The 24,307-nt window shown below is 29.1% G+C and carries 27 protein-coding genes; 22 read left to right on the forward strand and 5 right to left on the reverse strand.

Going from position 1 to position 24,307, the window contains the following annotated elements; translation table 11 throughout:
* Window positions 1-6 precede the first annotated feature (6 nt).
* From B2G86_RS00880 to B2G86_RS00940, 14 genes are all read left to right on the forward strand, one after another.
* Complete coding sequence (locus tag B2G86_RS00880; protein ID WP_078356249.1) at window positions 7-1,560, forward strand: prophage endopeptidase tail family protein; 1,554 nt, start codon at window positions 7-9, stop codon at window positions 1,558-1,560.
* Window positions 1,553-2,413 (forward strand): SGNH/GDSL hydrolase family protein, encoded by an 861-nt coding sequence (locus B2G86_RS00885; protein ID WP_078356250.1) that lies wholly within the window; start codon window positions 1,553-1,555, stop codon window positions 2,411-2,413. Before B2G86_RS00880 ends, B2G86_RS00885 begins: the two co-directional genes overlap by 8 nt.
* A 21-nt stretch (window positions 2,414-2,434) precedes the next feature.
* Entirely contained in the window at window positions 2,435-4,453 is a 2,019-nt protein-coding gene (locus B2G86_RS00890) for a hypothetical protein (RefSeq protein ID WP_078356251.1), read from the forward strand.
* Window positions 4,454-4,471: 18 nt separating this feature from the next.
* The gene (locus tag B2G86_RS00895) at window positions 4,472-5,617 is read left to right on the forward strand and encodes a BppU family phage baseplate upper protein (RefSeq protein WP_241837730.1); all 1,146 of its coding nucleotides are present in this window, start codon (window positions 4,472-4,474) and stop codon (window positions 5,615-5,617) included.
* Complete coding sequence (locus tag B2G86_RS00900; RefSeq protein WP_078356253.1) at window positions 5,618-5,944, forward strand: hypothetical protein; 327 nt, start codon at window positions 5,618-5,620, stop codon at window positions 5,942-5,944.
* Window positions 5,944-6,087 carry an XkdX family protein gene (locus B2G86_RS00905; protein ID WP_078356254.1) on the forward strand — a complete coding sequence of 48 codons (144 nt, stop codon included), beginning with the start codon at window positions 5,944-5,946 and terminating at the stop codon, window positions 6,085-6,087. The genes B2G86_RS00900 and B2G86_RS00905 overlap by 1 nt, the downstream gene beginning before the upstream one ends.
* A 62-nt stretch (window positions 6,088-6,149) precedes the next feature.
* Complete coding sequence (locus B2G86_RS00910) at window positions 6,150-6,566, forward strand: hypothetical protein (protein ID WP_078356255.1); 417 nt, start codon at window positions 6,150-6,152, stop codon at window positions 6,564-6,566.
* Window positions 6,550-6,942 (forward strand): hypothetical protein, encoded by a 393-nt coding sequence (locus B2G86_RS00915; protein ID WP_078356256.1) that lies wholly within the window; start codon window positions 6,550-6,552, stop codon window positions 6,940-6,942. Before B2G86_RS00910 ends, B2G86_RS00915 begins: the two co-directional genes overlap by 17 nt.
* Before the next feature lie 11 nt (window positions 6,943-6,953).
* On the forward strand, window positions 6,954-7,205 hold the full coding sequence (locus B2G86_RS00920; RefSeq protein ID WP_078356257.1) for a phage holin: 252 nt from the start codon (window positions 6,954-6,956) through the stop codon (window positions 7,203-7,205).
* A 49-nt stretch (window positions 7,206-7,254) separates the two neighbouring features.
* Entirely contained in the window at window positions 7,255-8,631 is a 1,377-nt protein-coding gene (locus B2G86_RS00925) for an SH3 domain-containing protein (protein ID WP_078356258.1), read from the forward strand.
* A gap of 392 nt (window positions 8,632-9,023) precedes the next feature.
* Window positions 9,024-9,191 (forward strand): hypothetical protein, encoded by a 168-nt coding sequence (locus B2G86_RS13265; protein WP_158079014.1) that lies wholly within the window; start codon window positions 9,024-9,026, stop codon window positions 9,189-9,191.
* A 571-nt stretch (window positions 9,192-9,762) separates the two neighbouring features.
* Window positions 9,763-10,269, forward strand: a complete 507-nt coding sequence (locus tag B2G86_RS00930; protein ID WP_078356259.1) for a Panacea domain-containing protein — start codon at window positions 9,763-9,765, stop codon at window positions 10,267-10,269.
* Window positions 10,262-10,885, forward strand: a complete 624-nt coding sequence (locus B2G86_RS00935; protein WP_078356260.1) for a hypothetical protein — start codon at window positions 10,262-10,264, stop codon at window positions 10,883-10,885. Before B2G86_RS00930 ends, B2G86_RS00935 begins: the two co-directional genes overlap by 8 nt.
* A 76-nt stretch (window positions 10,886-10,961) precedes the next feature.
* Window positions 10,962-11,372 carry a sporulation protein gene (locus B2G86_RS00940; RefSeq protein ID WP_078356261.1) on the forward strand — a complete coding sequence of 137 codons (411 nt, stop codon included), beginning with the start codon at window positions 10,962-10,964 and terminating at the stop codon, window positions 11,370-11,372.
* Window positions 11,373-11,405: 33 nt separating this feature from the next.
* On the opposite strand, the gene B2G86_RS00945 is transcribed toward B2G86_RS00940, so the two are convergent.
* Window positions 11,406-11,906 carry a P-loop nucleotide/nucleoside kinase family protein gene (locus tag B2G86_RS00945; protein ID WP_078356262.1) on the reverse strand — a complete coding sequence of 167 codons (501 nt, stop codon included), beginning with the start codon at window positions 11,904-11,906 and terminating at the stop codon, window positions 11,406-11,408.
* Window positions 11,907-12,000: 94 nt separating this feature from the next.
* Window positions 12,001-12,411: a YolD-like family protein gene (locus tag B2G86_RS00950; protein ID WP_078356263.1), complete on the reverse strand. Its 411-nt coding sequence runs from the start codon at window positions 12,409-12,411 to the stop codon at window positions 12,001-12,003.
* A gap of 178 nt (window positions 12,412-12,589) precedes the next feature.
* On the opposite strand from B2G86_RS00950, the gene B2G86_RS00955 reads away from it, so the two are divergent.
* The 5 genes from B2G86_RS00955 to B2G86_RS00975 all read left to right on the forward strand — a co-directional run bounded on the left by B2G86_RS00955 (window position 12,590) and on the right by B2G86_RS00975 (window position 19,186).
* Window positions 12,590-13,393 carry a glycerophosphodiester phosphodiesterase family protein gene (locus B2G86_RS00955; protein WP_078356264.1) on the forward strand — a complete coding sequence of 268 codons (804 nt, stop codon included), beginning with the start codon at window positions 12,590-12,592 and terminating at the stop codon, window positions 13,391-13,393.
* Between the two features lie 369 nt (window positions 13,394-13,762).
* A complete protein-coding gene (locus tag B2G86_RS00960; RefSeq protein WP_078356265.1) occupies window positions 13,763-14,251 on the forward strand; it encodes an NUDIX hydrolase in 489 nt (162 codons plus the stop codon).
* Window positions 14,252-14,561: 310 nt separating this feature from the next.
* Entirely contained in the window at window positions 14,562-15,353 is a 792-nt protein-coding gene (locus B2G86_RS00965; protein ID WP_078356266.1) for a Cof-type HAD-IIB family hydrolase, read from the forward strand.
* A gap of 160 nt (window positions 15,354-15,513) precedes the next feature.
* Window positions 15,514-17,001, forward strand: coding sequence for a glycosyltransferase (locus B2G86_RS00970; protein ID WP_078356267.1), 1,488 nt, complete (start codon window positions 15,514-15,516; stop codon window positions 16,999-17,001).
* 25 nt (window positions 17,002-17,026) lie between these two features.
* Window positions 17,027-19,186, forward strand: a complete 2,160-nt coding sequence (locus B2G86_RS00975; protein WP_078356268.1) for a bifunctional glycosyltransferase/CDP-glycerol:glycerophosphate glycerophosphotransferase — start codon at window positions 17,027-17,029, stop codon at window positions 19,184-19,186.
* Window positions 19,187-19,307: 121 nt separating this feature from the next.
* Here the strand turns inward: B2G86_RS00975 and B2G86_RS00980 are convergent, their stop codons facing one another.
* The 3 genes from B2G86_RS00980 to B2G86_RS00990 are packed head-to-tail and all read right to left on the reverse strand — an operon-like array spanning window position 19,308 to window position 20,577.
* A complete protein-coding gene (locus tag B2G86_RS00980) occupies window positions 19,308-19,829 on the reverse strand; it encodes a GNAT family N-acetyltransferase (RefSeq protein WP_078356269.1) in 522 nt (173 codons plus the stop codon).
* 24 nt (window positions 19,830-19,853) lie between these two features.
* A complete protein-coding gene (locus B2G86_RS00985; RefSeq protein WP_078356270.1) occupies window positions 19,854-20,264 on the reverse strand; it encodes a YolD-like family protein in 411 nt (136 codons plus the stop codon).
* Window positions 20,251-20,577, reverse strand: coding sequence for a hypothetical protein (locus B2G86_RS00990; protein ID WP_078356271.1), 327 nt, complete (start codon window positions 20,575-20,577; stop codon window positions 20,251-20,253). Before B2G86_RS00990 ends, B2G86_RS00985 begins: the two co-directional genes overlap by 14 nt.
* Window positions 20,578-20,910: 333 nt before the next feature.
* Here B2G86_RS00990 and B2G86_RS00995 point away from each other — a divergent pair, with 333 nt between their 5' ends.
* The 3 genes from B2G86_RS00995 (at window position 20,911) to B2G86_RS13270 (ending at window position 24,176) form a co-directional block, all read left to right on the forward strand.
* Complete coding sequence (locus tag B2G86_RS00995; RefSeq protein ID WP_078356272.1) at window positions 20,911-21,978, forward strand: acyltransferase family protein; 1,068 nt, start codon at window positions 20,911-20,913, stop codon at window positions 21,976-21,978.
* 13 nt (window positions 21,979-21,991) lie between these two features.
* Window positions 21,992-23,863 carry a glycosyltransferase family 2 protein gene (locus tag B2G86_RS01000; protein ID WP_078356273.1) on the forward strand — a complete coding sequence of 624 codons (1,872 nt, stop codon included), beginning with the start codon at window positions 21,992-21,994 and terminating at the stop codon, window positions 23,861-23,863.
* A 151-nt stretch (window positions 23,864-24,014) separates the two neighbouring features.
* The gene (locus B2G86_RS13270; RefSeq protein ID WP_157946511.1) at window positions 24,015-24,176 is read left to right on the forward strand and encodes a hypothetical protein; all 162 of its coding nucleotides are present in this window, start codon (window positions 24,015-24,017) and stop codon (window positions 24,174-24,176) included.
* The last annotated feature ends 131 nt before the right edge of the window (window positions 24,177-24,307 follow it).

Here is a 24,307-nt window from a genome sequence, read left to right on the forward strand (position 1 = left end):
GTTTAAATGGATAATATAATTATTACCAACAGTGCTAATACATTTTCCGAGTTGTTGATTGATTATGATTTAGGTTCATTTAAATATGAAGTTGAAAAGAATAGCAGTCGTTCTATTTCATTGACTGCATTTAAAACAAGTTTTGCACCAGACATATATGACTTAATACAAAATGAATCTATTTTATTATTTCGTGGTCAACAGTTTGTTATTAAAACGATTGATCCAAAAAGTAATAATGTTACTTTAACAAATGACATTGTGGCTCATCACATTATGTTTGAGTTTCAGAATCACTATATCGACAAAGATTTAGAATCAGAAGAAATGAACAGTGACGAAGAACTACCAACACCTACATGGACATTAGAACAATATTTAGACTTTGGTTTTAAAGATAATAAGTTGGGTTACTCATACAAGATTGTCGATAAGTTTGAACAACGTATCGCAATTGATGAAGTTGGAGATAAAAACGGTATTGAGTTTTTAGTTGAGGGTGCTGAATTGTTTGGTTATATCTTTCATGCTGATAACAAAACAATCTATATCTATGATGAGGAAAGTTATTATCGCATGTCAGAAGTAGAATTAATAGGTGGATATAACGTTGATGAAGCGAGTGTATCAGTCAATACGCAAGAACAGAAAACGTATATTAAAGGTTATGGCAAGAAGAAAACGAAAACCGAAACTAAAAATTATAATCCAATTAAACCACCCGATTTAACTTACAATGGTACATTTTTCAAAGAAGGCACATGGCGCACACAAGTAGTCGGTGCAAGTTACGAGAAACAATTCGAATGTAAATGGGGCAACGAAACACTTACATGGTCACTTAAAAAGTTATCACGTGGGGGTTTGCTTGATGTGTATATCGATAATCAATTGATTGGTCGATATAGTTGTTACAGTCATACTGCACGTTCTGAATCTATTGTAATTGGTAGAAATTTAAGTAAAGGTTATCACACATTTAAAGCAGTATTTATTGGTCCAGATCCTGATGTTAAGGAATATAAAACTGCACCAGTTATGTATGTAGGAACTGAAAAGTCAACAACGCTAAACTTAACTGCAGTGTTAAAAGGTACTGATTTATACCATGTGACTGCAGAATATTATTCGCCTTACCACGATAAGAATAATCCTAAAATTGCACCAACATTGTATGATGACAATATTTTAGATAAAACAGAACTAGAAAAACGATTAAAACAAGAATTGAATGATGAGCCAGTAGTTGAATTATCTACAAATTATTTAGATACTGAACCAATTGGCGAACGTGATATGGTTTATTTTAAACATACTGGATTAGGTTTTGACACGATGTTGAAAGTCATTAAGATAACTGAATCACATCCGTTACTAAATTTACCAGTTGAAGTAGATTTCAGTAATAAAAAAACAGACATTATCAAGATACAACAAGAAATAAATAGAAGAACTAAAAACTTAGATAAACAAATCAAGTCGGGTACTCTTGGAGGCTCGGCTATTTCTATGCCTGATTTATATTCTGATATTGTGGGGGTGACATTATTAAATGACTGAAATAAATCATAGATATTTAAGAGATTTAGATGGTGAAATGTATTTTCCGAAAACTCATACAGAAGCAGTTATTGGATTAGAAGAATTGATAGATGAAATTAAAAACAATCAAACACTTGTTAGCCCTCTTAAAAGTAAAAATATTGTGATGTTTGGAGATAGTAATACTGAATTAGGTAATTACCCGGAATTAGTCTCTCAAAGATTAGGTGCTAATGTAGTTAAAGCAGGTTTTTACGGTTGTAGAATGGCTCAACACACTGGAAACGAATATATGAACAATCAAAGTATGCAAAAGATGGTTGAGTTCATTAGAAAAAAAGATTTTTCAGAACTTGTGCAATCAGCAGAAGGTTACTTCGCAAGTGGTGGGCGTGATTACAGACCACAAGCCAAAAGGTTGAATGAAGTAGATTGGGATAAAGTTGATTTAATCACAGTATTCTTTGGTGGTAATGACTTCGGTTCTGCTAATCCCGTTGGCTCAGATACTGATATGACTGGTGCAACATTTAAAGGTGCTATTAATAAAGTTATTAAAGGCATTGGCGAAACGATACCTAACACAAGAATCATTTTTATCGCACCCATGTTTAGATCACGTATTTATACAGTGGACGGTGAGAACAGTGATGATAACCCTAACACTGCTGGTGTATATTTCAAAGAGTATGTAAATGCAATAACAGGGGTAACGAAACTTAATCATGTGCCATCTATTAATTTACACGATTTGTCAGGTATCAATAGATATAATTCCGATAATTTCTTAATAGATGGAAAACACCCAAATGATAAAGGATACATTCATATAGCAAGAATAATAAGTAACCAATTATCGTTACTTTATTAAATCAAAAGAGGTGGAAAAATAGTGGAAATGAACTTAATCAGAACGTTGAGTATTATTTTAGGTCAAGAATTTAGAAGGCAATTAATGAGTAACTTTGAAGCAATTCAACGAATTCATAATTTAAGTAATGATACTTTCAATAAACATAAAACATCAGACAAGCACGCACATCATGCAAAACAAATTGACTTCGGTCGTTGGACTGTTAATGATGAGTTAGAGTACAGAGGAAAACAAACTGCTAATCTCGTATTAGGAGAATTACATGAAGGACAACAAGAATATAGAGATGCTAGAGTTTCTGTATTTGAAGATAAACCAACATTTTTAACGGTATCTGAAAGACTAAAAAACGATTTGTTGTATTTGGATAGTATTGTAGAAGAAAATAAACGCAAGACAGAAGTATTACAAACATCTAAAGCGCCAACAAACGCACTATATAAAAAAGAAATATGGAAAAAGTTACCTCTTAAATTTCCAGACTATGAGGACATTGTTGTATTAACTGGCAATGTGTATATTTACCCCCAATCATTCGCACTAGATGAACAACGTAGAGAAATATTTGTAAACTATTCGGGTGGACCAGTGATCGTTGATAATAGACGTTGGATTGTTGTTTGGGATATGGATACATTGGAATATAAAACAGTGTTCGCTGCTGGTAATGCTGGTGGAGAGGGAACAGTCGTTAAATATGAAAACGGTGTTCGTTATTTATATGTTAAGACAAGAAACCATGTGCTAGGACGTTTCAATATAGATAAAACGCCAGAGAGAATGGCACAACTTACGCCATTAAGTGAACATGATGTAAATGTTGAATGGCAGTTTAATTACAATAGTGGTATTTGGTATGTTACGACACCAACTGCATCAACAGGTACAAAAGTAACTAAAACAGTTTTAGAATTATATAATGATAACTTTGAACGCATTGGTACTGTAGCATTTGATATTACAGATGGTGGTTTTTTCAATACAGACTATGCGAGTAAATTACCTAAGAGACAAGGATTTGCTATTGGGAATGGTAAGGTGTATTTCAATATGGGGGGTTACACTAAAAAAGGAGACCCAACTTACTTGGGATATCAAGGGTTAAAAGTATTTAGTAATAATGGTTCTTTGTTAGAAGAAGGCTTAATTTCAGGGCAAGGTTTTATTCAAGTATTAGAAGAAAACGGACTGGAAAGCGACATTATCGAATCTGAAGGTGTACAAATTGGCGAAGATGGTTCTATATACACTTTATCTATACATCAAAGTAGACATATGAACTCGTCTAACGAAGAAGGTATTATCATATTCAAAGATAAATCAACTTCTGAAAATGCGATTGATTTTGGTAAAGCTTCTGCTACTACACCGTTAATGAGTACAAATAACTACGCAAATAGAAGTTTTCCACGTTCGACAGACGGAGATATGTTTGATCCATTGAGTGGAACTAAACTCGATACAATGCAAAAAATACTCGATTTTATGAGTAATACTGATTTCCCACGATTTGAGTTTTATACATCGGCAGTTGATGTTAAAGATTTAGACGGAAGTAAGTTTGAGCCTACAAGAAAAATCGTAATAGAAAATGCGAATAATAATACTTTTGTAATGAATTTACAAGGTAATACAACAGCATATACTTATCAAAAATTTTATTATTGGCATAATACAGAAAACAGATGGAAAAGTTATGTGATGAAATACGGTTATCCTAGAGAAGATTTGCCACTAGCAAATGGTGTAACCTCTTTCTACAGTATGAATCCTTACATGAAAATATTAGCAGACGGTACAAAAATAATTGACGGACAAGTTGAAGGTGTTAGCAAAACCTTACCAGCTAAGGTTGCGACATTACCACCAGAATATAGACCTAGAGTTAATAAACAATTTATATGTGCCTTGTCGTCTTCAAATGTGGGAGGATATGGGATAGTTAAAATTAGCGCCGTAACTGGTGCTATAGAAGTAACGTTTACAACACAAAGTGTAGATTATATTAGTTTGAGTGGCATTTCATACGATATATAGGAGGGGTTAAAATTGCCAATGAATAAAATAGCAAAAACAGAATTAGATGTTAACGCTTATTACAAAAGTATCAAAAAAATGAATGTAGAATTTTATAACCAAGATACTGGTACAGCTAAATTTGAATTTCAAATTACACGTGATAATGCACCTATGCCTTTAAGTGAAATTAATGTAGATTCCTATATCGCAATTGTTACTTCAAATGGTGAGAAGAAAATTGATAACTTAGTGTTCGAAGATGAATTGAATGGAATCGTGAGTTATACATTACCTAACGATGTACTGACACATGTTGGTAAAACGCTAGGAGAAGTCTATATTTCACAAAAAGGTACTGGTGATACAGTAGTTGTAAGAACATTTGAATTTGATATTAAAGATGCGGTTATCAATACAATTTCTAGTGATACTAAATTAAGTTATATCCGAAAGTTTGATGAACTTTTAAAAGTAGTTAACTATAGAGTGACAGCTATGGAAGAAGCGTTAGCAAACTTAGAAGATTATGTAACTAAAGTAAACAACACTACAAATGATGGTATAGCAAGAATAGGTGTGAAAGAAAATCAAGTATTACTTGCGATAGAGAACGAAAAAAATGAAATCATAGAATTGATTACTAATAACGGATTGTTAAAAGTAAGTGATTTTGAAGTCTACAAACAAAATGTTGAAACGCAAATGTCGATATTCAATAATACTGTTGAAGAAAAAACAAAGAATAAAACCACACATGAAGAATTGAATAATAGTTTAAGTGTATTAAAGAATGAATTAGTAGAATATAGTGATAATCAAAAAGATGTAAAAGTTATTCCCTTAACTTTAATCAATGGTGCAACTTGTACAAGTGGTGGTGTAGATTCAGAATCGAACGTAACTTTGACGTACTTTTCAATTGGAGACGGATATTATTTTTGTCAATTAAATGGTTGGGTTTTTACTACTGTGACAGGCGAGTTTACTGCTTTGCCTAGTAATTTGAAAATTACTACAACTTGGAACAGAGGATATCTAGTGCCACAACGTACATCTTTAGATGGTTTTGAAGCACTTGTATACATTAATCATACTGGAAAAGTTAGCACGGTTAGACAAGGAAGTTTCAACGTACCTTTCACGCTTGATCCAATATCTTTTATAGCGAAAGAGGTGGAATAAATGAATAAATTAGTATATAAAGCAGAAGATGGTACGCCTATTATTATAGACGAGACAACTGAATATAATTTTGAATGGACTGAAACGCCTCCACCAGAAGGTATTTACAGTCCTTTTTATTTTAATGGTGTTGAATGGATAGGAAGTAGTAAAGAAGAATTTGAAGAAACTAATCCGATAAATCCATATGAGCCGAGTTTAACTGAAATAGAATTAGCGAAAACACAAATGGAATTATTTAAAGCGCAATTATCAATAGAACAATTAAGACAAGATAACGCGAACATTATTAAAAAAATAGTTGAGATGGAAGGTGGAGTTGAATAATGAATTATCCAGGATATGAAACAATTAAAAGATATTATGACTTAAACTGTTATACAAACACTGATATAAAGTTTTTTGCTGAACATGGTGCAATCACATCTGAACAATATAAGCAGATTACAGGGGAAGATTTAGCAGAATAAATCACAAGGCACTTACTTCGGTAGGTGTCTTTTAAAATCAAACTATAGAAAGTGGGTGCAAGATGAATAAATTAACTTTACCCGAAATATTGTCAAGCTCCTTATTATTTGGACTAGGTGTATTTTCTTTATGGAGAGGGATATTCTTTACAATTGAACAAGAGGCAGTATTAAGTGATTCTGAATTTTATAAAGCATTACATGAAGTTATGCCTATATGGGTGTGGGGCATTTTAATGATTATATCAAGTTTGTTTCTAGTCGGGGCGTGTTGGTTAATGCCAAAGAGAAATGCCTTATTCCATTGGGCTTTGTTAATTGGTGGCGCAACATGTTCATTGATGTACTTACTAATGACAAGTGCTAGTCTATTCAACGCGATCAATTGGTTAACACCTATGCAGTTCGCCACACTGTCAGCTACTTGTGGTGTAATTGCATTCTTTGGAGGTGCAGAGATATATGCCAGACGAAAGTAGATTTGTATTAAAGGCAGACCATATTGAAGATATGGGCAAACTAACGGGGCGTATTAAAGATATAGATAGTAAACATATGCAATTACACAGTGATTTGAAAATCATTATTACAGGCTTATCTAATAGTACAAACGCACTAACTGAAACGAGTAAAGGAACTAATAAAATATTAGAACGTATAGATGATAAATTGGATGGTTATAACGACAGAATAAAAGATGTTGAATTTAATGTAGAAACAACGACAAATCGCATAGATGCAATCGAACATTCAGTAAGTGAACGCAAAAAAGGAAATACGCAAATTATTATAGCCATCATTACCACACTAGGAACAATCATAGGTGGTGCTTCGTGGCTTGCGCAACTATTTTAAGGAGGATAACAATGAATAAAGATAAAACTAAACAATTCATCGCATTAGTTGGTGGCTTTCTAGGTGCTTTATATCTAGCGTTAAATGCATCTGGAATAAGCGCTGAATGGATTAATCCACAAAAGGTTGATGCGTGGGTAAACGTGCTTAATACAGGCATACCAATAGCGTTAACGTTCTATGGCGTGTACAAGAATACGTTTATCGTAACTGATAAAGCTAAGAAACAAGAAGAAATGTTGAAACAAAAAGGCATGAAATAAGTCGGCTAATCAGTCGGCTTTTTAATTTTATATAAGGAGTGATTTACAAGTGAAAAAACAAGAAGGCGTAAAATGGGCAGTTAAGAATATTGGTAAACGATTAGATATGGATAAGAAATATGGCTCACAATGTGCAGATTTTGTCATCGCATTTACTAAAGAACATTGGGGCGTGCATCCAACAGGCAACGCTAAAGACTTCATCAATTTTAAATTCCCTAAAGGTTTCCAAGTAATCAAAGGTAAAAACCAAATACCACAACCGGGAGATATATTTGTGTTTGGTGGTGAGTATGGTCATACAGGTATTGTTACAGAGGCAAACGGGATATACTTTAATAGTATTGACCAAAACTGGTATAACGAAAGTTTAACTAAAGGTAGTCCAGCAGCGTTTGTTGAAGACCATGAATACACTAATTTCTTAGGTGTTATCAGACCACCATATGAAGATGCTGAAAAAGGTGCTAGCAAGAAGTCTACTAAAATCGAAACAATCAATCACACGATTAATTACAATATGGCTAAGCGTAGTGGTGGCGTTAAAGGTGTCGTTATTCATAACACCGCTGGTAACTCATCAGCTAAACAAGATTACAATAACTTACGTAACGCTTCCATAGCACGTTATGAAGCTGGCATAGCTCACTATTACATTGACCGTCACACAGTATGGCGTGCTATTGATACGTATAGCGTAGCGTGGCATACTGCTAATCAAGACGGTAACAATGGCTATATCGGTTATGAAGTTGACGAGTCAATGAATGCTAGCAATAAAGATTTTATGGCTAATGAACAAGCGACATTTAAAAAAGCTGCAGCTGATATGCTGTATTATGGCTTACCAGTCAATCGCTCAACAGTTCGACTACATTGTGAGTTCGTACCAACTGCCTGCCCACATCGTTCAATGACAATTCATACAGGTTGGGACCCAGTCAAAAAAGGTGCAGCACCATTATCAGTTGTGAACGAATTGAAAGATTACTTCATTAAAGAGATCGAAAAGTATTACAATGATCCGTCATTAAAAGCTGGTAGTCCAGCAAGCAATGATGTGCCAAATAAAACAACAATTCCAACTGAAAAACAAAAAGCTAAACCAGCGAAGAAAAAAGGTGCTGCTAAAGTTAACGGCTATAAAAAGAATAAATGGGGCATCTTGTACAAAGCAGAAAAAGGTACATTCACATGTAAAGCGACACAAGGTATTGTTACTAGATATACTGGACCAAGTATACACAATCCAGTAGCTGGTGCGTTGGAACTAAACCAATCTGTTAATTATGATGAAGTTCAAGACTACGAAGGCTACATTTGGATTAGTTGGGAAGTCCATAGTGGTAAGACTGTTTACATGCCAATTGGTAAATCTGATGGCAAAGGAAATAGAGTGGGTGCAGCATGGGGTACTTTCTCTTAATTATAGGTAGAAACCCGTCACATAATGTAGTATAATATATATACTGCAAATACTTGATTACCAAGTAGATACTATATTATGAAACCCTAGCTTACTGGAATAGGCTAGGGTTATTTTTTGTGCACATTGGTAGTACTTTTAATGGTAATGTAATTAATGTTATAATTTATATAGACTCGTATATTGCCCCTGCAATTATGATGTCCTCGACGAATTGTCTTTACACCTCACATTAGTGGGGTGTTTTTTTGTATATATTATGTTTTTACAAAAAAGTAAAAAATTTGAAAATAAGTATGGAAAGAATTCAAATTATAGTATATTATATATTTACTTTAAATTATTTAAATATTTAAATAATTACTAGAACTCAAAAAGGATAGAGGTAATTTATGGTAGTTAAAAACAACCTAAAACACAACTGTAAAGACATTAGTGATGATTTATTGTATCTTTCTATTCAGTTGGATAAAAAAAGTGAAGAAAAAAATATGGACTTACGTAGTGAATATGAGATGCTTAAAGAGATAATCATTAGAATAGAAAAAATAGTCAAATAAAATTGAAAAGATTGTGAACGGGTGTTAAAGTAAAAAAAGTAACAAATATAAGGAGTCGGTTAAGCTGGAAGGTAAAAAATTAATTAGCCCAATAAATGTTACATTAGAGCAAGTTGCTTTTGAAATTAAAGATATCTCTAAGAAGATTAGGGAAGAACCAAATACTTTCAAAGAAATTGAACGTTTAAAAGAATGTTTAGTCAAATTAGAAGATTTAAGTATAGAAAAGAAATAACCGATTTAAATATATCATGATAACACCTTACTATTATGGAATGTATTTATTTGATTAAATTAGAAAAATGTAGTATTACTATATATAAGCACTTTGATAGTGCTTGAGTTACTAATAAAACTTCCATTACTTTGCCCTGTCACAATAGTGATGGGGTTTTAGTGTAGATAAGAGAATCTAAATTGATTTATGCGAAAAAAATCAACACAAATTCTATTCACTTTTTGTCCAAAATGGTATAATATATTAAAGATGGATGTAACTTTAGGTAACTATTGGTTGCATTTGGTAGTATATCTTAGTAAATAAGGTATGTTATTAAGGAGGGGAAATGTTATGACTAATAATTATTTAACTACAATTGACAATATTATTGGATTAATGAAAGAAGAAATACAAGATATTTCACCACTTAGATTACAAAAAACTTTGTATTTCCTATATGCATATTATGGCGCTTCATATGGTAATATGAGTAACAGTAAAGAATTTGAATTTACAACTGACGATAAGTTTAACTTACCAAAATATTTATTTGAAGGTAAATTTGAGGCATGGCAATATGGTCCAGTTATAAGAGAAGTATATACAAACAATAAACATAATAATGTTTATAATGATATGGTATTTAATATCGACGACTTCAATGGTACTGATGAAACTATGAAGAAAGAAATTACTGAATATTTAAGAGAAATTATACGTAGCACATATAAAGTGAGCGACTTTGGTTTAGTAGAGAGAACTCACGAAGATAAAGAGTGGCAGAAAAAAATAAGAACACAAGATGAAATGGATAACGATGCTATTATTAGTGAATATATTGAGGTAGTAAATGCCTAGATTTAATTCAGGATTTAATAAAAGAAAACAAGTAGTTATAGAAAATAAAGAATTCATACCGAATAGAGATGAATTTAACTCTAACAAAATTGATTTTGATTTGAGTAAAAGAAAAGAAAAAGAAATCATTTTCTTTAATGAAAGTGTAAAATCTTCTATTACAAATTCTAATTTAAAATTCACAAATTTTATTTCTGATCATAAACAACAAAATAAAATTAATATTATACAAAAGTTTTCGGATGACTTAACGTTAATTAAAAATAGAGTAACCTCACTGGAATATGATAGTAGGATGCTATCTATTTTCACATTATATTTAGAAGTTAATACTAGAGAAGTTATTAAGGAAAACTACTTAGTAAAAAGTGATATACGTGGCCCACTTGAAACACAAGATGCACTTAGAGTTTATTGGTTTTATGATTTAGAAGATGAAAATATAAAAATAATTTGTATGGATCCTCAACATTTAGTATTACCCAGTAAACATAATGGTAAAACTAAAGAACAGATGAAGAATGAAACATTTAACGAAACTGTTAATAGTAAGAAACACTGTATTAGTAAATATTTTCAAAATAAAAAATCAAGTAATACTATTTATATAACATAACTAAACCCACCTTAATTGGTGGGTTATTTTAAGTTGTGATATAATTTATTTAAATAAAACAAGGAGGCGTATATTTATGTTTAATAATTTGCTAACTTCAATTGGTGTAGGTTCAATAACTGCGGATACACTTATCGAAAATAATGTTAATTATGAAAATGATTTTATTAAAGGTATTGTCATGCTAAAAGGCGGAAATGCTGATCAAAAAATTAATAAAATTGAAATTACATTAATGGAGAGAATTCAAAACGACGACAAAACAAGTCAATTTTCAGAAGTAGAAAACGAATTGGATACATACATATATGCCGGGGAGTTTAAAGTTGAAGCTAAGGAAGTAGAAACAGTACCTTTCCAATTCAAACTTGAAAATCATGAGATAGATGTTGAAAATAACAAGATTTACTTAAAAACACATGTATTTATTGACCATAGTGTTGACGCTTATGATGAAGATGAAATTTTAGTTTATAATTCTAAATAAAGAAGAATTACCCACCTTAATTGGTGGGCTTTTTTATTTATTTTTGCTAATAATTTCTATAATATTTATTCCTTCTGATTCGTTGGGTTCCTCGAAGAATGAAGTGAGATAATTGAAAGTAGATTCAGTATCAAAATTATTCCTTTCTGGTTCATCTAGTTGTCTTTTCTTTAGGTGTTCTAAACATTTTTGGTTATCAACATTTATATATATAAGTTTATGATAGGCATTTACTTCATTAGCTATATTTAGTAACCATCTTCTTTGATTTTGGGTATTTCCTGGAAAGTCCATAACTATATCTGTCCCAACACACAATATATTCTGTACATGTTTTTTTATCAAAGGCTTTATTTGTTTTGACAAATTTTGATAATCTTCTAATGTCTTAATTTTATTTGGATACAGACTTTCAAGCCATTCGTCTTCTGATAATAAAACTGCATTTTTTTCTTTCGTTAATTGTTTTGACATTGTTGTTTTTCCAGCACCCATTTTACCTGTGAAAAAATATAAAGTCCCTAAATTGTTCATGTTGAATCTACTCCTATATGTTTTTGGATTATAATTATTTATGCTTTAATATAATATACACTTTACCATAAATGTACTGTAAATATGGTGTTTTCTACTCTATCTCCACAATACAATCCATACTCAACAATACTTTCTCACCATTTTCCAATACCTCTAACTTGTTACGTTCGCTATCAAACTTATTAATCTCACATTCAATCGTTTTGTAATAACCAACTTCCCAATACTTAATTGTAGCTGGTGGATCGTAAAATAATTTTTGTGCCAACACATCGTTCAAATCACGTAACGCTAACTCATCAAAGATAGGTTTATCAACTTTGTTTTGGTCTTCAATGAATCCGTTAATCGTTTCATACTGTTGGGGCATCGTTGCAAATGGTTGCCATTTAATAACCTTGCGTCCTTGTGGAATGTTTGAGTTCAGATATTGTTTAGGTATATTACGATAATCTGTTTCATATTTATATGGTTCAGGCATACTAGGATTAATAACGTTCATAATAGACACCCTCCGTTAATTAGTAGTTCTGTTATACGTATAAGTGTTCTGTTTTTGTACAGTGGATAAATAAGTAGTATTAATTTGAAATATAGAAAAAAGAGTAATAACTTTTGAAATGTATTTGTCTAAATGTATTAAATTTGTATAGAATATATACATAAAGGAGGTTTTATAGGTGAATAAAATAATAAGTTTAAGTATCACCTGTTTTACAATATTGAGTGGTTGCAATAATCATGAAAGTGTATTAGATAAAGATTATTTAAATATAGCTCATAGAGGAGCAAGTGGTTCTACACCAGAACATACATATGTTGCATATGATAAGGCTATTAAACAAAATGCAGATTATACGGAACTTGACTTACAAATGACTAAAGATAAAAAATTAATTGCAATGCATGATAATAAATTAGATAGAACGACAAATGGTACAGGACTGGTTAAAAATAAATCCTATGAAGAAATAAAAAGACTAGATGCAGGCGCCTGGTTTGACAAAAAATTCAAAGGTGAAAAAGTTCCAGAACTAAATGATGTGTTAAATAAATATAAGAAAAAAACAAATTTCTATATTGAAACGAAACATCCTGATATGTATCCAGGTATGGATAAACAGTTAATTAATGACTTAGAGAATAATAATATGTTAGATGAAGATGGATTAAAAAAAGGTAAATTAATCATTCAATCATTTTCTGAATCGAGTTTAAAAAATATACATAAATTAAATGAAAGCATTCCACTCATTCAGCTCATTGATGATAAAGATATATTAAAATTAAATGACAAAGAATTAAAACGCCTGTCTAACTATGCATATGGACTTGGATTTAACAAAGATCTTGTAAACAAAGATTTAGTAGAACAGTGTCATAAACATGAATTGAAAGTTCACGTATTTACATTAAACAATGAAGAAGAAGTAAAAGAAATGAAAAAATTCAATGTAGATGGTGCATTCAATAACAATCCTTAAATATTTAGAAAAAAACATAAAATACCTATTTCGAAAATGGACATTCCTTAAATTTAAGGGCAAAAAAAGGGCAAGCATCATATAAAGTATAAATAAGTATAGATTGTAGTTATAACATTCATAGTTACATTTATATAGAAGAAAGCCATCATATATGAAGTATAAATAAGTATGTAAAATCACTAACCGAATACGCTAAATAGTTGCCCTTAAATTTAAAACCCTTTAACCACAACGGTTAGAGGGTTTTTAGTTTGTAATTTTTAATATTTCTGGGAAAAATTCTAAAATGTTCGCTTTTATGTTCTATCTTTTGCCCAATTATATAATAGTGTACTATTAATTTAATTGTGAATTGAGGGTTGTAATATGGAAAAATGGGATGCTTATGATATTCATTTAAATAAACTAGATTTTGACCTAATCAGAGGTGAAAAAATAAAAGATAATGTTTTTCATCTAGTATCAGAAGTTGTGATTATTAATAGTGATGGTAATTATTTAGCTATGAGAAGAGATTTTGATAAAAGTTATCCAGGGCTTTATGAAGTATCGGTTGGAGGGAGTGTTTTAAGAGGAGAAAGCCCTATACAAGCTGCTAAAAGAGAGACTTTCGAAGAGACGGGAATTAATATTTCTGATTTGAAACAAGTAGGTTTAAATATTTCAGAACAATATAATACTATTTTTGTGATTTTTATTGCAAATGTAGATATTGATAAAGAAAGTATTGTACTACAAAAAGGTGAAACAATAGATTATAGATGGGTGCCAAGTTCGGAAATAAATAAATTTTTAAACTCAGACATGCATGTACCTGGAAAGAGTAAAAGAATAAAAAAAGTGATAAATATTTAAACAAATAGACACAACAATGAATTATGTAATAACCTAATTAAAGAAAAGGTTGAGTGCAGATATCATTTTAAGAGCAAAAATGGCAAAGCACTATATAAAGTATAAATAAATATAAAGAATCATTATTCGAATACGCTAAATAGTTGCCCTTAAATTTAAAACCCTTTAACCACAACGGTTAGAGGGTTTTTTGTTATCTATAAATGGGTGACACTTTATAATAGCGGGATATTAATATAAACAAAATCATTTGTACATTTTTAATTATACCGGTACAATATAATTAAACCGTATAAAAAGGGGTATTAAATTGGATATTAAATTAGTTGTAACAGATATGGATGGGACTTTTTTAGATAGTAATAGTGATTTTAATAGAGAAGCTTTTAAAGCATTAAAGGAAAATTTGGTTTCTAAAGATATTAGATTTGTATTTTGTACTGGGAAACAATGCGAAAGAGTCGAAAATATTGTGGGAGATTTGAGTAACGATACTTTTATCATTGGAGATAGTGCTACGCGTATAAAGTATAATGGAGAATTTCTATATACAGCTACTATCAATAATAATTTAGGCTTAAATATTATTGAATCGTTAAAAGAAATAGATGAAGAACAGACTATTATAGCTTGTACAGAAGAAGTTGCTTATGTTTTAGAATCTACTTCTGAAGAAGAACGTAAATTTGTGCATGGATCATATCAAAATGTGAAATACATAAAAGATTTTGTAGAAATAAAAAGTGATTTCTTAAAGATTACAGTTCATGATATTAAAGGGAAATGTAAGAATACAGCCGAACAAATTGGTTACTTTAAAAATGAGGTTTATATAGTTGCTTCTGAACATTATTGGATTGATATTACAGCATTAGGTGTTAATAAAGGAACGACTATAAATAGAATACAAAGTATTTTAAATATAGATCCATCTGAAACAATTGCTTTTGGAGATGGTTTAAACGATATCGACTTATTTAAATCAGCTAAGTATAAAGTAGCAATGGATAACGCATATCCAGAACTAAAAGAAGCAGCAAATCTAATTTCAGTAAATAATAATAAAAGTGGAGTTATTAAAACTTTAGAATTATTAGTGTAAATAACTTAACTAAAGTCAGTTAATGACTTTATATGATAATTTACATTTTCTTAATATTATGGTTTACTATATATAAGTTAAACATCGTAGATAATCATAGTCTCGCTCGAATGAGTGAGACTTTTTTATATTGTTATAAATTAAATAGTGGGGGAGTTTTATGTTATATACTATTACATCGATACTACCAAAGATACATGGGGGTCGAACTAAATCCTTATTGTACAGAATCAAGTTTTTAGAAGAACATCTAAACCAAAAGTCTGTTATCCACACTACTAATTATAATCCGGATTATTTTAATGTTTATGATGACTTTAAGAAAAGAAATATCATAAGTGATTCTTTAGAAATAAAAAATATTTATGAATGGCTATCTAACGACAAATTGCTTGAAAAATATTCTAGTCCAACAATTTTTACTAAAAAAAAGAAAGAAACAGAGTACACTATTGAACACTTAAATGAAAAAATTAATAAAAACATTGTTAGATACTATAATAAGGATGAATATGTGTTATATAGAAAATTTTACTTTGGTACTAAAATTTTGCTGTTCGAAGATTTTATGTCGCCTATATCAAGTAAAAGGTTGGAAAGAAGAGAGTATACAAGAAATGGTGTGCTTCATAGAATTACTAACTATTCACCAACAAGTTATAATAAATTATACGAAGAATATTATAATAAGGTAGGATATATATATTTAAAAAAATACTATTCTGATGTTGAGAAGAATAAAATTTTGTATATAACGTTTTATCAAGGTAATAGACCAGCTAAATTTTTTAGAAATGAAAAAGAGATGTTTACTTATTATTTCAATAATGTTCTTGAAGATGATTCAATAGTGTTTAATGATGCTAGGTTATTGGATAAATCATTAATAGAATGTGATAAAAATTTAAAAAGGGTAGCTGTGTTTCATAGCACTCATTTAGTGGAAAGAGGAATTAGAGGTTCTTATAAGCTGGTTTTAAATAGTGATGATATTATTGATAAGTATATAGTTCTTACTGATTATCAAAAAAAAGATATTCAAAAAGACTTCGAGATTGAAGATGATAAATTCAAAGTAATTCCACATTTTGTTGAGAAAATGAAATCTCATGAAATTAACGAGAAAAACAATCAATTTTGTTACGTTGGTAGAATTTCAAAAGAAAAGCAAATTGATCATATTATTAAAGCTTTTAGTATATATATAAGTAAAGGTAATGATTCAAAATTACTTATATATGGTAAAGATGAAAATGGAGAGTTGAACTCATTAAAAATACTAGTGAAAGAATTGAATTTAAATGAATATGTAGAATTTAAAGGGTACACTAGTAATCCTGAAAAAGTTTTCGAAAATTCAATTGCTTCTATTTTAACTAGTAAATTTGAAGGTTTTGGACTTACTATAATGGAAAGTTTAAATAATGGATGTCCAGTTTTATCTTACAATATTAAATATGGTTCAAGTGAATTAATAGAAAATAATAAAAATGGCATTCTAGTAGAAAAAGACAATATTGACGAACTTGCAACAGCTATGGAAAATGCTAGAAATATACCTTTGAAAGATGTAAAATTGAATAATAGATTTAGTCTAGAATCTGCAATTAATAATTATAAAAACTTACTAGATGAATTAAAATATTAAAAGTTTGAAAAAATGGGGAGAAAAAATGAATAAATTATCGATTATTATTACATTTTATAATAATAAAGATCATATATTAGACTGTATAGAAAGTATAAAAAGTCAAAGAAATCAAAACTTTGATTTGATTATTGTCGATGATGGTTCAACTGACTCATCAGCTAATTTAGTTAAAGAGTCGATTAATACCTATGATAAACACATTAACTTTATTACATTAGAAAATAATTCAGGTCATGCACATGCTAGAAATATTGCTTTAGAACATGTAAATACACAATATGTTATGTTTTTAGACGCAGACGACCAACTAGCAAGTTATTCAGTTGAGTATTATTTATCTAAAGTTAACGGATTGGATGGATTAGTAGCACCTATACACAAATTCACTATGAATAAACCACAATACGTTAATAAAGATAAAGTAAGAGTTGAATATTTAACTCAAAATTCTAATCCTAATTCATTTTTAAGAAAGAATACTGTTTGTAATATTTTATTTAAAAATGCAATTATTCAAGCTCATAACATTAGATTTAATGAGAATTTAAAAATATACACTGATGCTTCATTTGTACTTGATTATATGAAGTATGTTGAAAGATTTGCCAGAATATTTGATTTTCCGTTTTATTATAGAGGTGAAGTATACGATCCATTTGAAGGAAATACTCTAACTGACCAAGAATTTATATTAACATTTGAAGACTATGTTAATAGCTATTTCGATTCTATTGAAAGAACTGATAATAAAAAAGTAATTCATTTCTTAACTAATAAAATGAAAAAAGAAATCAAAAATGGTTTCGATCCATCTTTAAAAGATATTGAGTTGAGATACAATACCCTTGAGAAACCATTAGTTAAGGTTGTTAAATCTTTAAAGTGGGACTTAATGAAAGACTCTAAAATTTTGTACAACTTAGAGATACTATTTTTATCTATGAATGCGATCGAAAATGCAAAGTATGTTAATAATCTTAGATATGTAAGTAGACATGTGAAAAATATATTACAAAATAATAAATTGAAAAATCGTTCTAAATATCAATTGTTTGATAAAGAAGAAGGTGTAGATTCAAACACAATTGTATTTGAATCATTTGGTGGCAAAAATTATAGTGATAGTCCTAAATATATATATGAATATATGCAAAGAAACTATCCTCAATTAAATTACATTTGGGTATTTGCCAAACCTGAACAAAATGTAATTATCGGAAATGCTGAGAAAGTTAAAAAAGGATCTAAAGAATATTACGATGCATACTCTAAAGCAAAGTTTTGGGTTACCAATGCTAGACTACCTCTTTATTTAAACAAGAAAGAAAATCAAATATATATTCAAACTTGGCACGGTACACCATTAAAAAGATTAGCTAACGATATGAAAGTTGTTAGAATGCCAGGTACAACTACGTCTAATTACAAAAAGAATTTTTATGCTGAAACATCAAGATGGGATTATTTAGTTTCTCCAAACAGATATTCAACAAATATTTTTAAAACTGCTTTCTGGATGGATGAAGAAAGAACGATGGAAATTGGTTATCCTAGAAATGATGTATTAGTTAATAGAAGTAATGATCAAGAATATATCGAACAAATAAAAAAAGATTTGAATTTACCTGAAGGAAAAAAAATCATTATGTACGCTCCTACATGGAGAGATGATGAATTTGTCAAAAAAGGAAAGTATCTATTTGATTTAAAAATTAATCTAGAAAATTTACAAAAAGAGTTAGGTGACGAATATGTCATATTACTTAGAATGCACTATTTGATTTCTAATGCTCTAGATTTAAATGGATATGAAGACTTTGCTATTGATGTATCTAATTATAATGATATTTCTGAATTATACTTAATATCTGATGCTTTAATTACAGACTACTCTTCGGTTATGTTTGACTTTGGTATTCTTAAGAAACCTCAATTCTTTTTTGCTTATGATATTGAAAAGTATGATAAAGGTTTAAGAGGATTCTATATGAATTATATGACTGACTTACCAGGTGAAATTATAACAGATGAGTTTAAATTAGCAGAAGAGTTAAAAAATATTGACGAACATAAAGAAAAATATAAAGATAAGATAGAGAAGTTTTATGAGAAATTCTGTTCTTTAGAAAAAGGAGAATCATCTAAATATATAGGTGATTATATATTTAACAATACAAAATAGTGTCTGGGACATGTATATGTGTTAAAGAAATTTGATTTGTACTTTTTGGTTGTTCTTATAAAAATAAGCATATCACTGTAAAACTGTAGTAATCAGTTCTAGTGATATGCTTATTTTTATTTTAAAAATCTAAATAATAATATATATCATATTTACCTTCTTGGTTAGTGAAACTATAGTCTTTCGTATTTAATCCGCCTATTTCAAATCCATAACGTAAATAAAAGTGATTAGCGCTTAAGTTATTGTCTTGCGCAATTGTATATAGTCCATATATTTCTTTTGTTTTTGCTTCTGATATTGCTGCATCTAACAACATTGAAGCAATATTTTTTCTGCGATGTGATGAAGCCACTTTTAAATCACTTAGATATAGATATTTGTTCCAATTATTTTCGAAAATTGCTAAACCTACACATTCATTATTTTCAAAAGCACCAAGTGCAAATCCATTTTGATTAATTATGTCTAGTTGATAATTTTCATCTGGAAAAACCATTGTTTCAGTTTCAGTTAAAATTTCATGATAATTCCATAAATTATTTGCTCTTGTAACGATTAATTTTCCGTATAATTCAAACTTTTCATTGGGCAGTTTAAGTGCTTTTTGATTCTCATTTATTATTTTCTCTATATTTACCATAGTAGAAAACCCCCTTATTAACGCTTATTCTATCTCTACAATGCAATCCATATTTAGCTTTAGCAACTCATTATTTTTAAGCACTTCTAACTTATTTCGTTCACTATCAAATTTATTTATTTCACAGTCTACTTCTTTAAAATAACCATTATCCCAATATTTAATTGATGCTTTTGGATTATAGAATATCTTCTCTGCTAAAACATGATTTAAATCGTTTAATGCAGTGTCCTCTAATATAGGTTTATCAACCTTTGTTTGATCTCTTATAAACTGTTTAATCGTTTCGTATTGTTGTGGCATTGTCGCAAATGGTGCCCATTTAATCATACCACGGCCTTTAGGTATGTTTTGTTGAAGATATTTATTTGGTATTTTTCGATAATCAGATTCATATTTGTATGGTTCAGGCATACTCGGATTAATGACTTTCATATGCAAGTTCCTTATTTATTTTATTTAAGCGATGAATCGAGTTGTTTAATGCAACAATCATAGTATTTCTTTGAGTATGTGAAGACTGTACGTCATCATAAACTGTGCATAGTAACTCTAAATAATCTGAATATAAGATGAACTTTTCTGTTCGACTATTAAATGACTTAAGATAATTACAAACATTGTTTATTTCTTTATAAATAACTTTGTCGTTTAAAAATTTTGCGGTGTCATTAGTTGGCTCAATGCTATCTAACATGTAAATATAAGATTCAAATTTATTAATCATTAAGTTTATATACTTATTCATAATTAACACCTCTCGTAGAATTATTATCTTCATTATACGAACAAGTGTTCGTGTTTGTAAAGTGTTAAGTTAAAAATTTAAATAGAATAACTTAATTAAATTGTTCAAATGCTTCAAATATAACACTTAGAATGTGAGGCTATTACTTTTACTAGAAGCTTTCAAAATATTATATTTATCTTTATTTACAAGAAAATTTTTTGTCAAAAAAATTTACTCTAGATTTGTTTAACAATATATAGTTATAATTAGTGTATATTATTTAGCATTTGTTAACTATTTGTAAAAAATCCTATAGTAAGATAATTGTTAAAATTAAAGAGGAGTACATTTATGAAAGTATATACATCAGTTATATTTTGGATGAGAGCAATGGCATGTTTAAGTATTGTTATGATCCATACTATAACAACAACATTCTATAAATTTGAAATGCCAAATGAAGGCTATTTATTAAGAGTTTTTCAATTATTATTACTATATGCAACACCTATATTTGTGTTTATTTCTGAATTCTTATTAGCTAAGCATTATAAGACAGAAGTTAAAGAAGGCTTTGTGAAGCAGAAGTTACTTATTTTAGGAATTCCTTATATTATTATCAATTTAGGGCTAGCTTATGTGTATGGTCATCCTGAAAACCTGAAAGAATATATGGAATCAGTTAATTTTATGATGTTTCACGGTGGAACATTAACTTATTTTATTATCATTATTTTTCAATTTTACGCATTACATATGTTATTCGCTAAATATTTAGTGAAGTTGAATCCTATAAAGATGATTTTTTATTCATTAATTATAACGAGCCTATTTTGGGCAATGCGAACATTTATAGATGCACCTGATGCCTTTTATTTAAATTGGATGTGGCAAAGAGAAGGATGGATGGTCTTTATAGGTTGGCTAAGTTATTTCTTATTAGGCTTTTATATGGGTTACTACTATGAAACATTCATGGCTAATATACAAAGATACAGTGTTCATATTCTAGTCGGTACTTTAATTGTTACTGTAATAACTGTGTTCAACTATTTATCTGGTTGGCTAACTTTAGTAGATTCAAAACGTATAGATACACCTCTATATGTTACTATGATTATTCTGGTATTCTTTTTAATATCATCTTATACTAAGTATGTTCCAAGATTTTTTATATTCATTAGTAATTATTCGTTCTCTATTTATCTAATACACTATTTTATTGTTCATAGATTAGGGAAATTACATGATAATCCAGCATTTAATATATTATTTACGTTTACATTGACTGTTACTTTTGCAATTTGTATAACATATTTGTTTAATTTAACAAAATTTGGGAAATATATAGTTGGCGGTATTGGAAAAGTTAAGTATGAGTCGTTTTATAATAGTTATAAAAATAATCAAGTAGATTAAAGGGGGAAAAATGATGGGGAAGTTAGTCTCGATTATAGTATCTGTATATAATAAAGAACCTTATTTAAAGAAATGTATAGAATCATTAATTAATTTAAATATAGATCACTCGAAGATTGAAGCAATTTTTGTAGATGATTGCTCAACAGATCATTCCGTTGAAATAATAGAAAGTTATGTAGAAAAATTTGAATTTATAAAAATCATTAAGTTACCAAATAATACAGGTAGTCCTTCAGAACCACGAAATATAGGCATGAAAGAAGCAAGTGGAAAGTATTTAACATTATTAGATGCCGATGATTGGTTAGATACAGAAGGGTTCCCAAAATTTATTAATAAAGTTAATGAAGACGATGCTGAATTTGGTTTAGGTCAAAGTTATAAGCATACAAATAAAAATATTACATTTCATGCAAGGTTTACAGCATATAAAGATAGTTCTAATTTGAAACCTGAGGAAATAGAGAAAATTTTTAGAGCAGTTGGACCACCTGGGAAAGTATTTAAGCGTAGTATTGTAGAAGATAATCAAATAGAGTTTGAACATATGAAATTTGGAGAAGATAAACTATTTTTCATTGAGCTCATTTCGAAGATTAGTAATATTACAATGTCTACAATTCCGGTGTATCACGTGAATAGATATGACGAAAATGTTTCACTTGTAAAAGAAACATCTGTACTGGACAAAGCTTATTTAAATAAAGAAATCACAAAAAGAATTTGTAAGGCAGATATACCATTACCACTAAAAAAACTAGCTTTATCTAGAATGGTCGAAGTTGACTTCTTTAGAAGATTTTTGCATACAAAGACATTCTTGAAATCTGATAATAAACAAGAATTTTACATTTTATTTAATGAAATTGAAGAAATACTAAAAGAACATGGATTCCAAACAAAAGATTTTTTAAAAAATAAAATTTTTACAGCTATGTATGAACTATACCAATCTGAAAATGAAGATGAATTTTTAAAATTCACACATGATGTAGTATATGGGAATTGGCGTTTTTATGTCCAAAATGATGCGGTTTATAAAGAATTAGAAAATAATTATGACATCATAAACCCTATCGCTGTAGATTGTTATCCAATTTATGAGGGTACCCAATACATAAATGGAGAGATGTATGAAGTAATAAAAGTTTTAAAACCAGAACATATTAATATTACTGCCCTAAGCTTAGTTGAAATTAATAATGTGTTAAATACTCAATACATAGACTTTGATTATAAAAATGACAAAATTTATATAAATCAAAAACAATTCGATCAATTAGAAGCTTTAGATGTAAATTTATGTGTAGATCATGGTGAAATGGATAGTACGTTGGTTTATGCTTCATATCCAAGTAATAATGAAACGTTTAAAATGAAAAGACAAAGTTTCAAGGTAGAGTTTATAAATAGATTGAAAGAAAATAAAAAAAATAAATATTTTACAAACATATCTGATTCATTAATTACACTTAAAAAAACTAAGATATATAAAGACCTTGAATTTAAAGAAGCAATTATGAACTTGGAGCCAGGATCAAAAGTTGTTCCAACTGAAATAAAATATAGTTCTAACGGTACACCTAGGTTAGTCTTAGAAGATGGTAGTATAATGACTGCTAATAAAGATTTTGTCACACATATTGATGAAAAAAATCACCATAAGTATATAACTGAAGTGCCAAGTGAAGTAAAAGTTAAAAAAACTTGTAAATTATATGATTCGAGATCATTTAAAAATGAACCGATTAAAATACTAAAAATTGGTGAAAACATAAAAATCAGTAATATTATTTATACTAATAACTCAACACCACGACTTGTTACAGAAGATGGTAATTATTTAACAGCTAATAAAGACTTTATTGATATCACTATGTAGTTAATGGTAAACAAATTCTAAAAAACTCCACCAACAAGGTCGTTGGTGGAGTTTTTTATTAATGATTAAATCATCTTAAATAAAAATTAATACTTAAACAATAAACGATTAATGAAAACGTGGTATATTGATGTTGAAGGGGCAATGATAAATGATGACTTTAAAATATATATTTATGAATTTAATCATAAGTCACTTAATAGGAATTCTAGTTTATTGCTTTATTGTTCAAGATTTGCTGATAGCGATTACTATAGGGATAGTAAGCTATATAATGAATGTATTAATTGATTTAATACCTGTTAAAGAATAGGATATGTAATTTTTTAAGGCTGCTAACTAGGGATAAAAAAACGTAACATTAAAGTTTATATAAAGGAGATAACTTGAACTCAGGTTATCTCCTTTTTTGTATTTATTAGAATAAAATAAAATTTTTATCAA

This window comes from Mammaliicoccus fleurettii, from assembly GCF_002018435.1.
Taxonomy (GTDB): Bacteria; Bacillota; Bacilli; order Staphylococcales; family Staphylococcaceae; genus Mammaliicoccus; species Mammaliicoccus fleurettii.

What these genes read in the sequence shown, in the direction of transcription:
- B2G86_RS00910 (WP_078356255.1), top strand. Translation starts at nt 6,150, where the DNA reads ATGAATAAATTAACTTTACCCGAAATATTGTCAAGCTCCTTATTATTT.
- B2G86_RS00920 (WP_078356257.1), top strand. Translation starts at nt 6,954, where the DNA reads ATGAATAAAGATAAAACTAAACAATTCATCGCATTAGTTGGTGGCTTT.
- B2G86_RS00915 (WP_078356256.1), top strand. Translation starts at nt 6,550, where the DNA reads ATGCCAGACGAAAGTAGATTTGTATTAAAGGCAGACCATATTGAAGAT.
- B2G86_RS00900 (WP_078356253.1), top strand. Translation starts at nt 5,618, where the DNA reads ATGAATAAATTAGTATATAAAGCAGAAGATGGTACGCCTATTATTATA.
- B2G86_RS00930 (WP_078356259.1), top strand. Translation starts at nt 9,763, where the DNA reads ATGACTAATAATTATTTAACTACAATTGACAATATTATTGGATTAATG.
- B2G86_RS00960 (WP_078356265.1), top strand. Translation starts at nt 13,763, where the DNA reads ATGGAAAAATGGGATGCTTATGATATTCATTTAAATAAACTAGATTTT.
- B2G86_RS00940 (WP_078356261.1), top strand. Translation starts at nt 10,962, where the DNA reads ATGTTTAATAATTTGCTAACTTCAATTGGTGTAGGTTCAATAACTGCG.
- B2G86_RS00985 (WP_078356270.1), bottom strand. Translation starts at nt 20,264, where the DNA reads ATGAAAGTCATTAATCCGAGTATGCCTGAACCATACAAATATGAATCT.
- B2G86_RS00970 (WP_078356267.1), top strand. Translation starts at nt 15,514, where the DNA reads ATGTTATATACTATTACATCGATACTACCAAAGATACATGGGGGTCGA.
- B2G86_RS00885 (WP_078356250.1), top strand. Translation starts at nt 1,553, where the DNA reads ATGACTGAAATAAATCATAGATATTTAAGAGATTTAGATGGTGAAATG.
- B2G86_RS01000 (WP_078356273.1), top strand. Translation starts at nt 21,992, where the DNA reads ATGGGGAAGTTAGTCTCGATTATAGTATCTGTATATAATAAAGAACCT.
- B2G86_RS00990 (WP_078356271.1), bottom strand. Translation starts at nt 20,577, where the DNA reads ATGAATAAGTATATAAACTTAATGATTAATAAATTTGAATCTTATATT.
- B2G86_RS00895 (WP_241837730.1), top strand. Translation starts at nt 4,472, where the DNA reads ATGAATAAAATAGCAAAAACAGAATTAGATGTTAACGCTTATTACAAA.
- B2G86_RS00995 (WP_078356272.1), top strand. Translation starts at nt 20,911, where the DNA reads ATGAAAGTATATACATCAGTTATATTTTGGATGAGAGCAATGGCATGT.
- B2G86_RS00980 (WP_078356269.1), bottom strand. Translation starts at nt 19,829, where the DNA reads ATGGTAAATATAGAGAAAATAATAAATGAGAATCAAAAAGCACTTAAA.
- B2G86_RS00880 (WP_078356249.1), top strand. Translation starts at nt 7, where the DNA reads ATGGATAATATAATTATTACCAACAGTGCTAATACATTTTCCGAGTTG.
- B2G86_RS00905 (WP_078356254.1), top strand. Translation starts at nt 5,944, where the DNA reads ATGAATTATCCAGGATATGAAACAATTAAAAGATATTATGACTTAAAC.
- B2G86_RS13270 (WP_157946511.1), top strand. Translation starts at nt 24,015, where the DNA reads ATGATGACTTTAAAATATATATTTATGAATTTAATCATAAGTCACTTA.
- B2G86_RS00945 (WP_078356262.1), bottom strand. Translation starts at nt 11,906, where the DNA reads ATGAACAATTTAGGGACTTTATATTTTTTCACAGGTAAAATGGGTGCT.
- B2G86_RS13265 (WP_158079014.1), top strand. Translation starts at nt 9,024, where the DNA reads ATGGTAGTTAAAAACAACCTAAAACACAACTGTAAAGACATTAGTGAT.
- B2G86_RS00975 (WP_078356268.1), top strand. Translation starts at nt 17,027, where the DNA reads ATGAATAAATTATCGATTATTATTACATTTTATAATAATAAAGATCAT.
- B2G86_RS00935 (WP_078356260.1), top strand. Translation starts at nt 10,262, where the DNA reads ATGCCTAGATTTAATTCAGGATTTAATAAAAGAAAACAAGTAGTTATA.
- B2G86_RS00950 (WP_078356263.1), bottom strand. Translation starts at nt 12,411, where the DNA reads ATGAACGTTATTAATCCTAGTATGCCTGAACCATATAAATATGAAACA.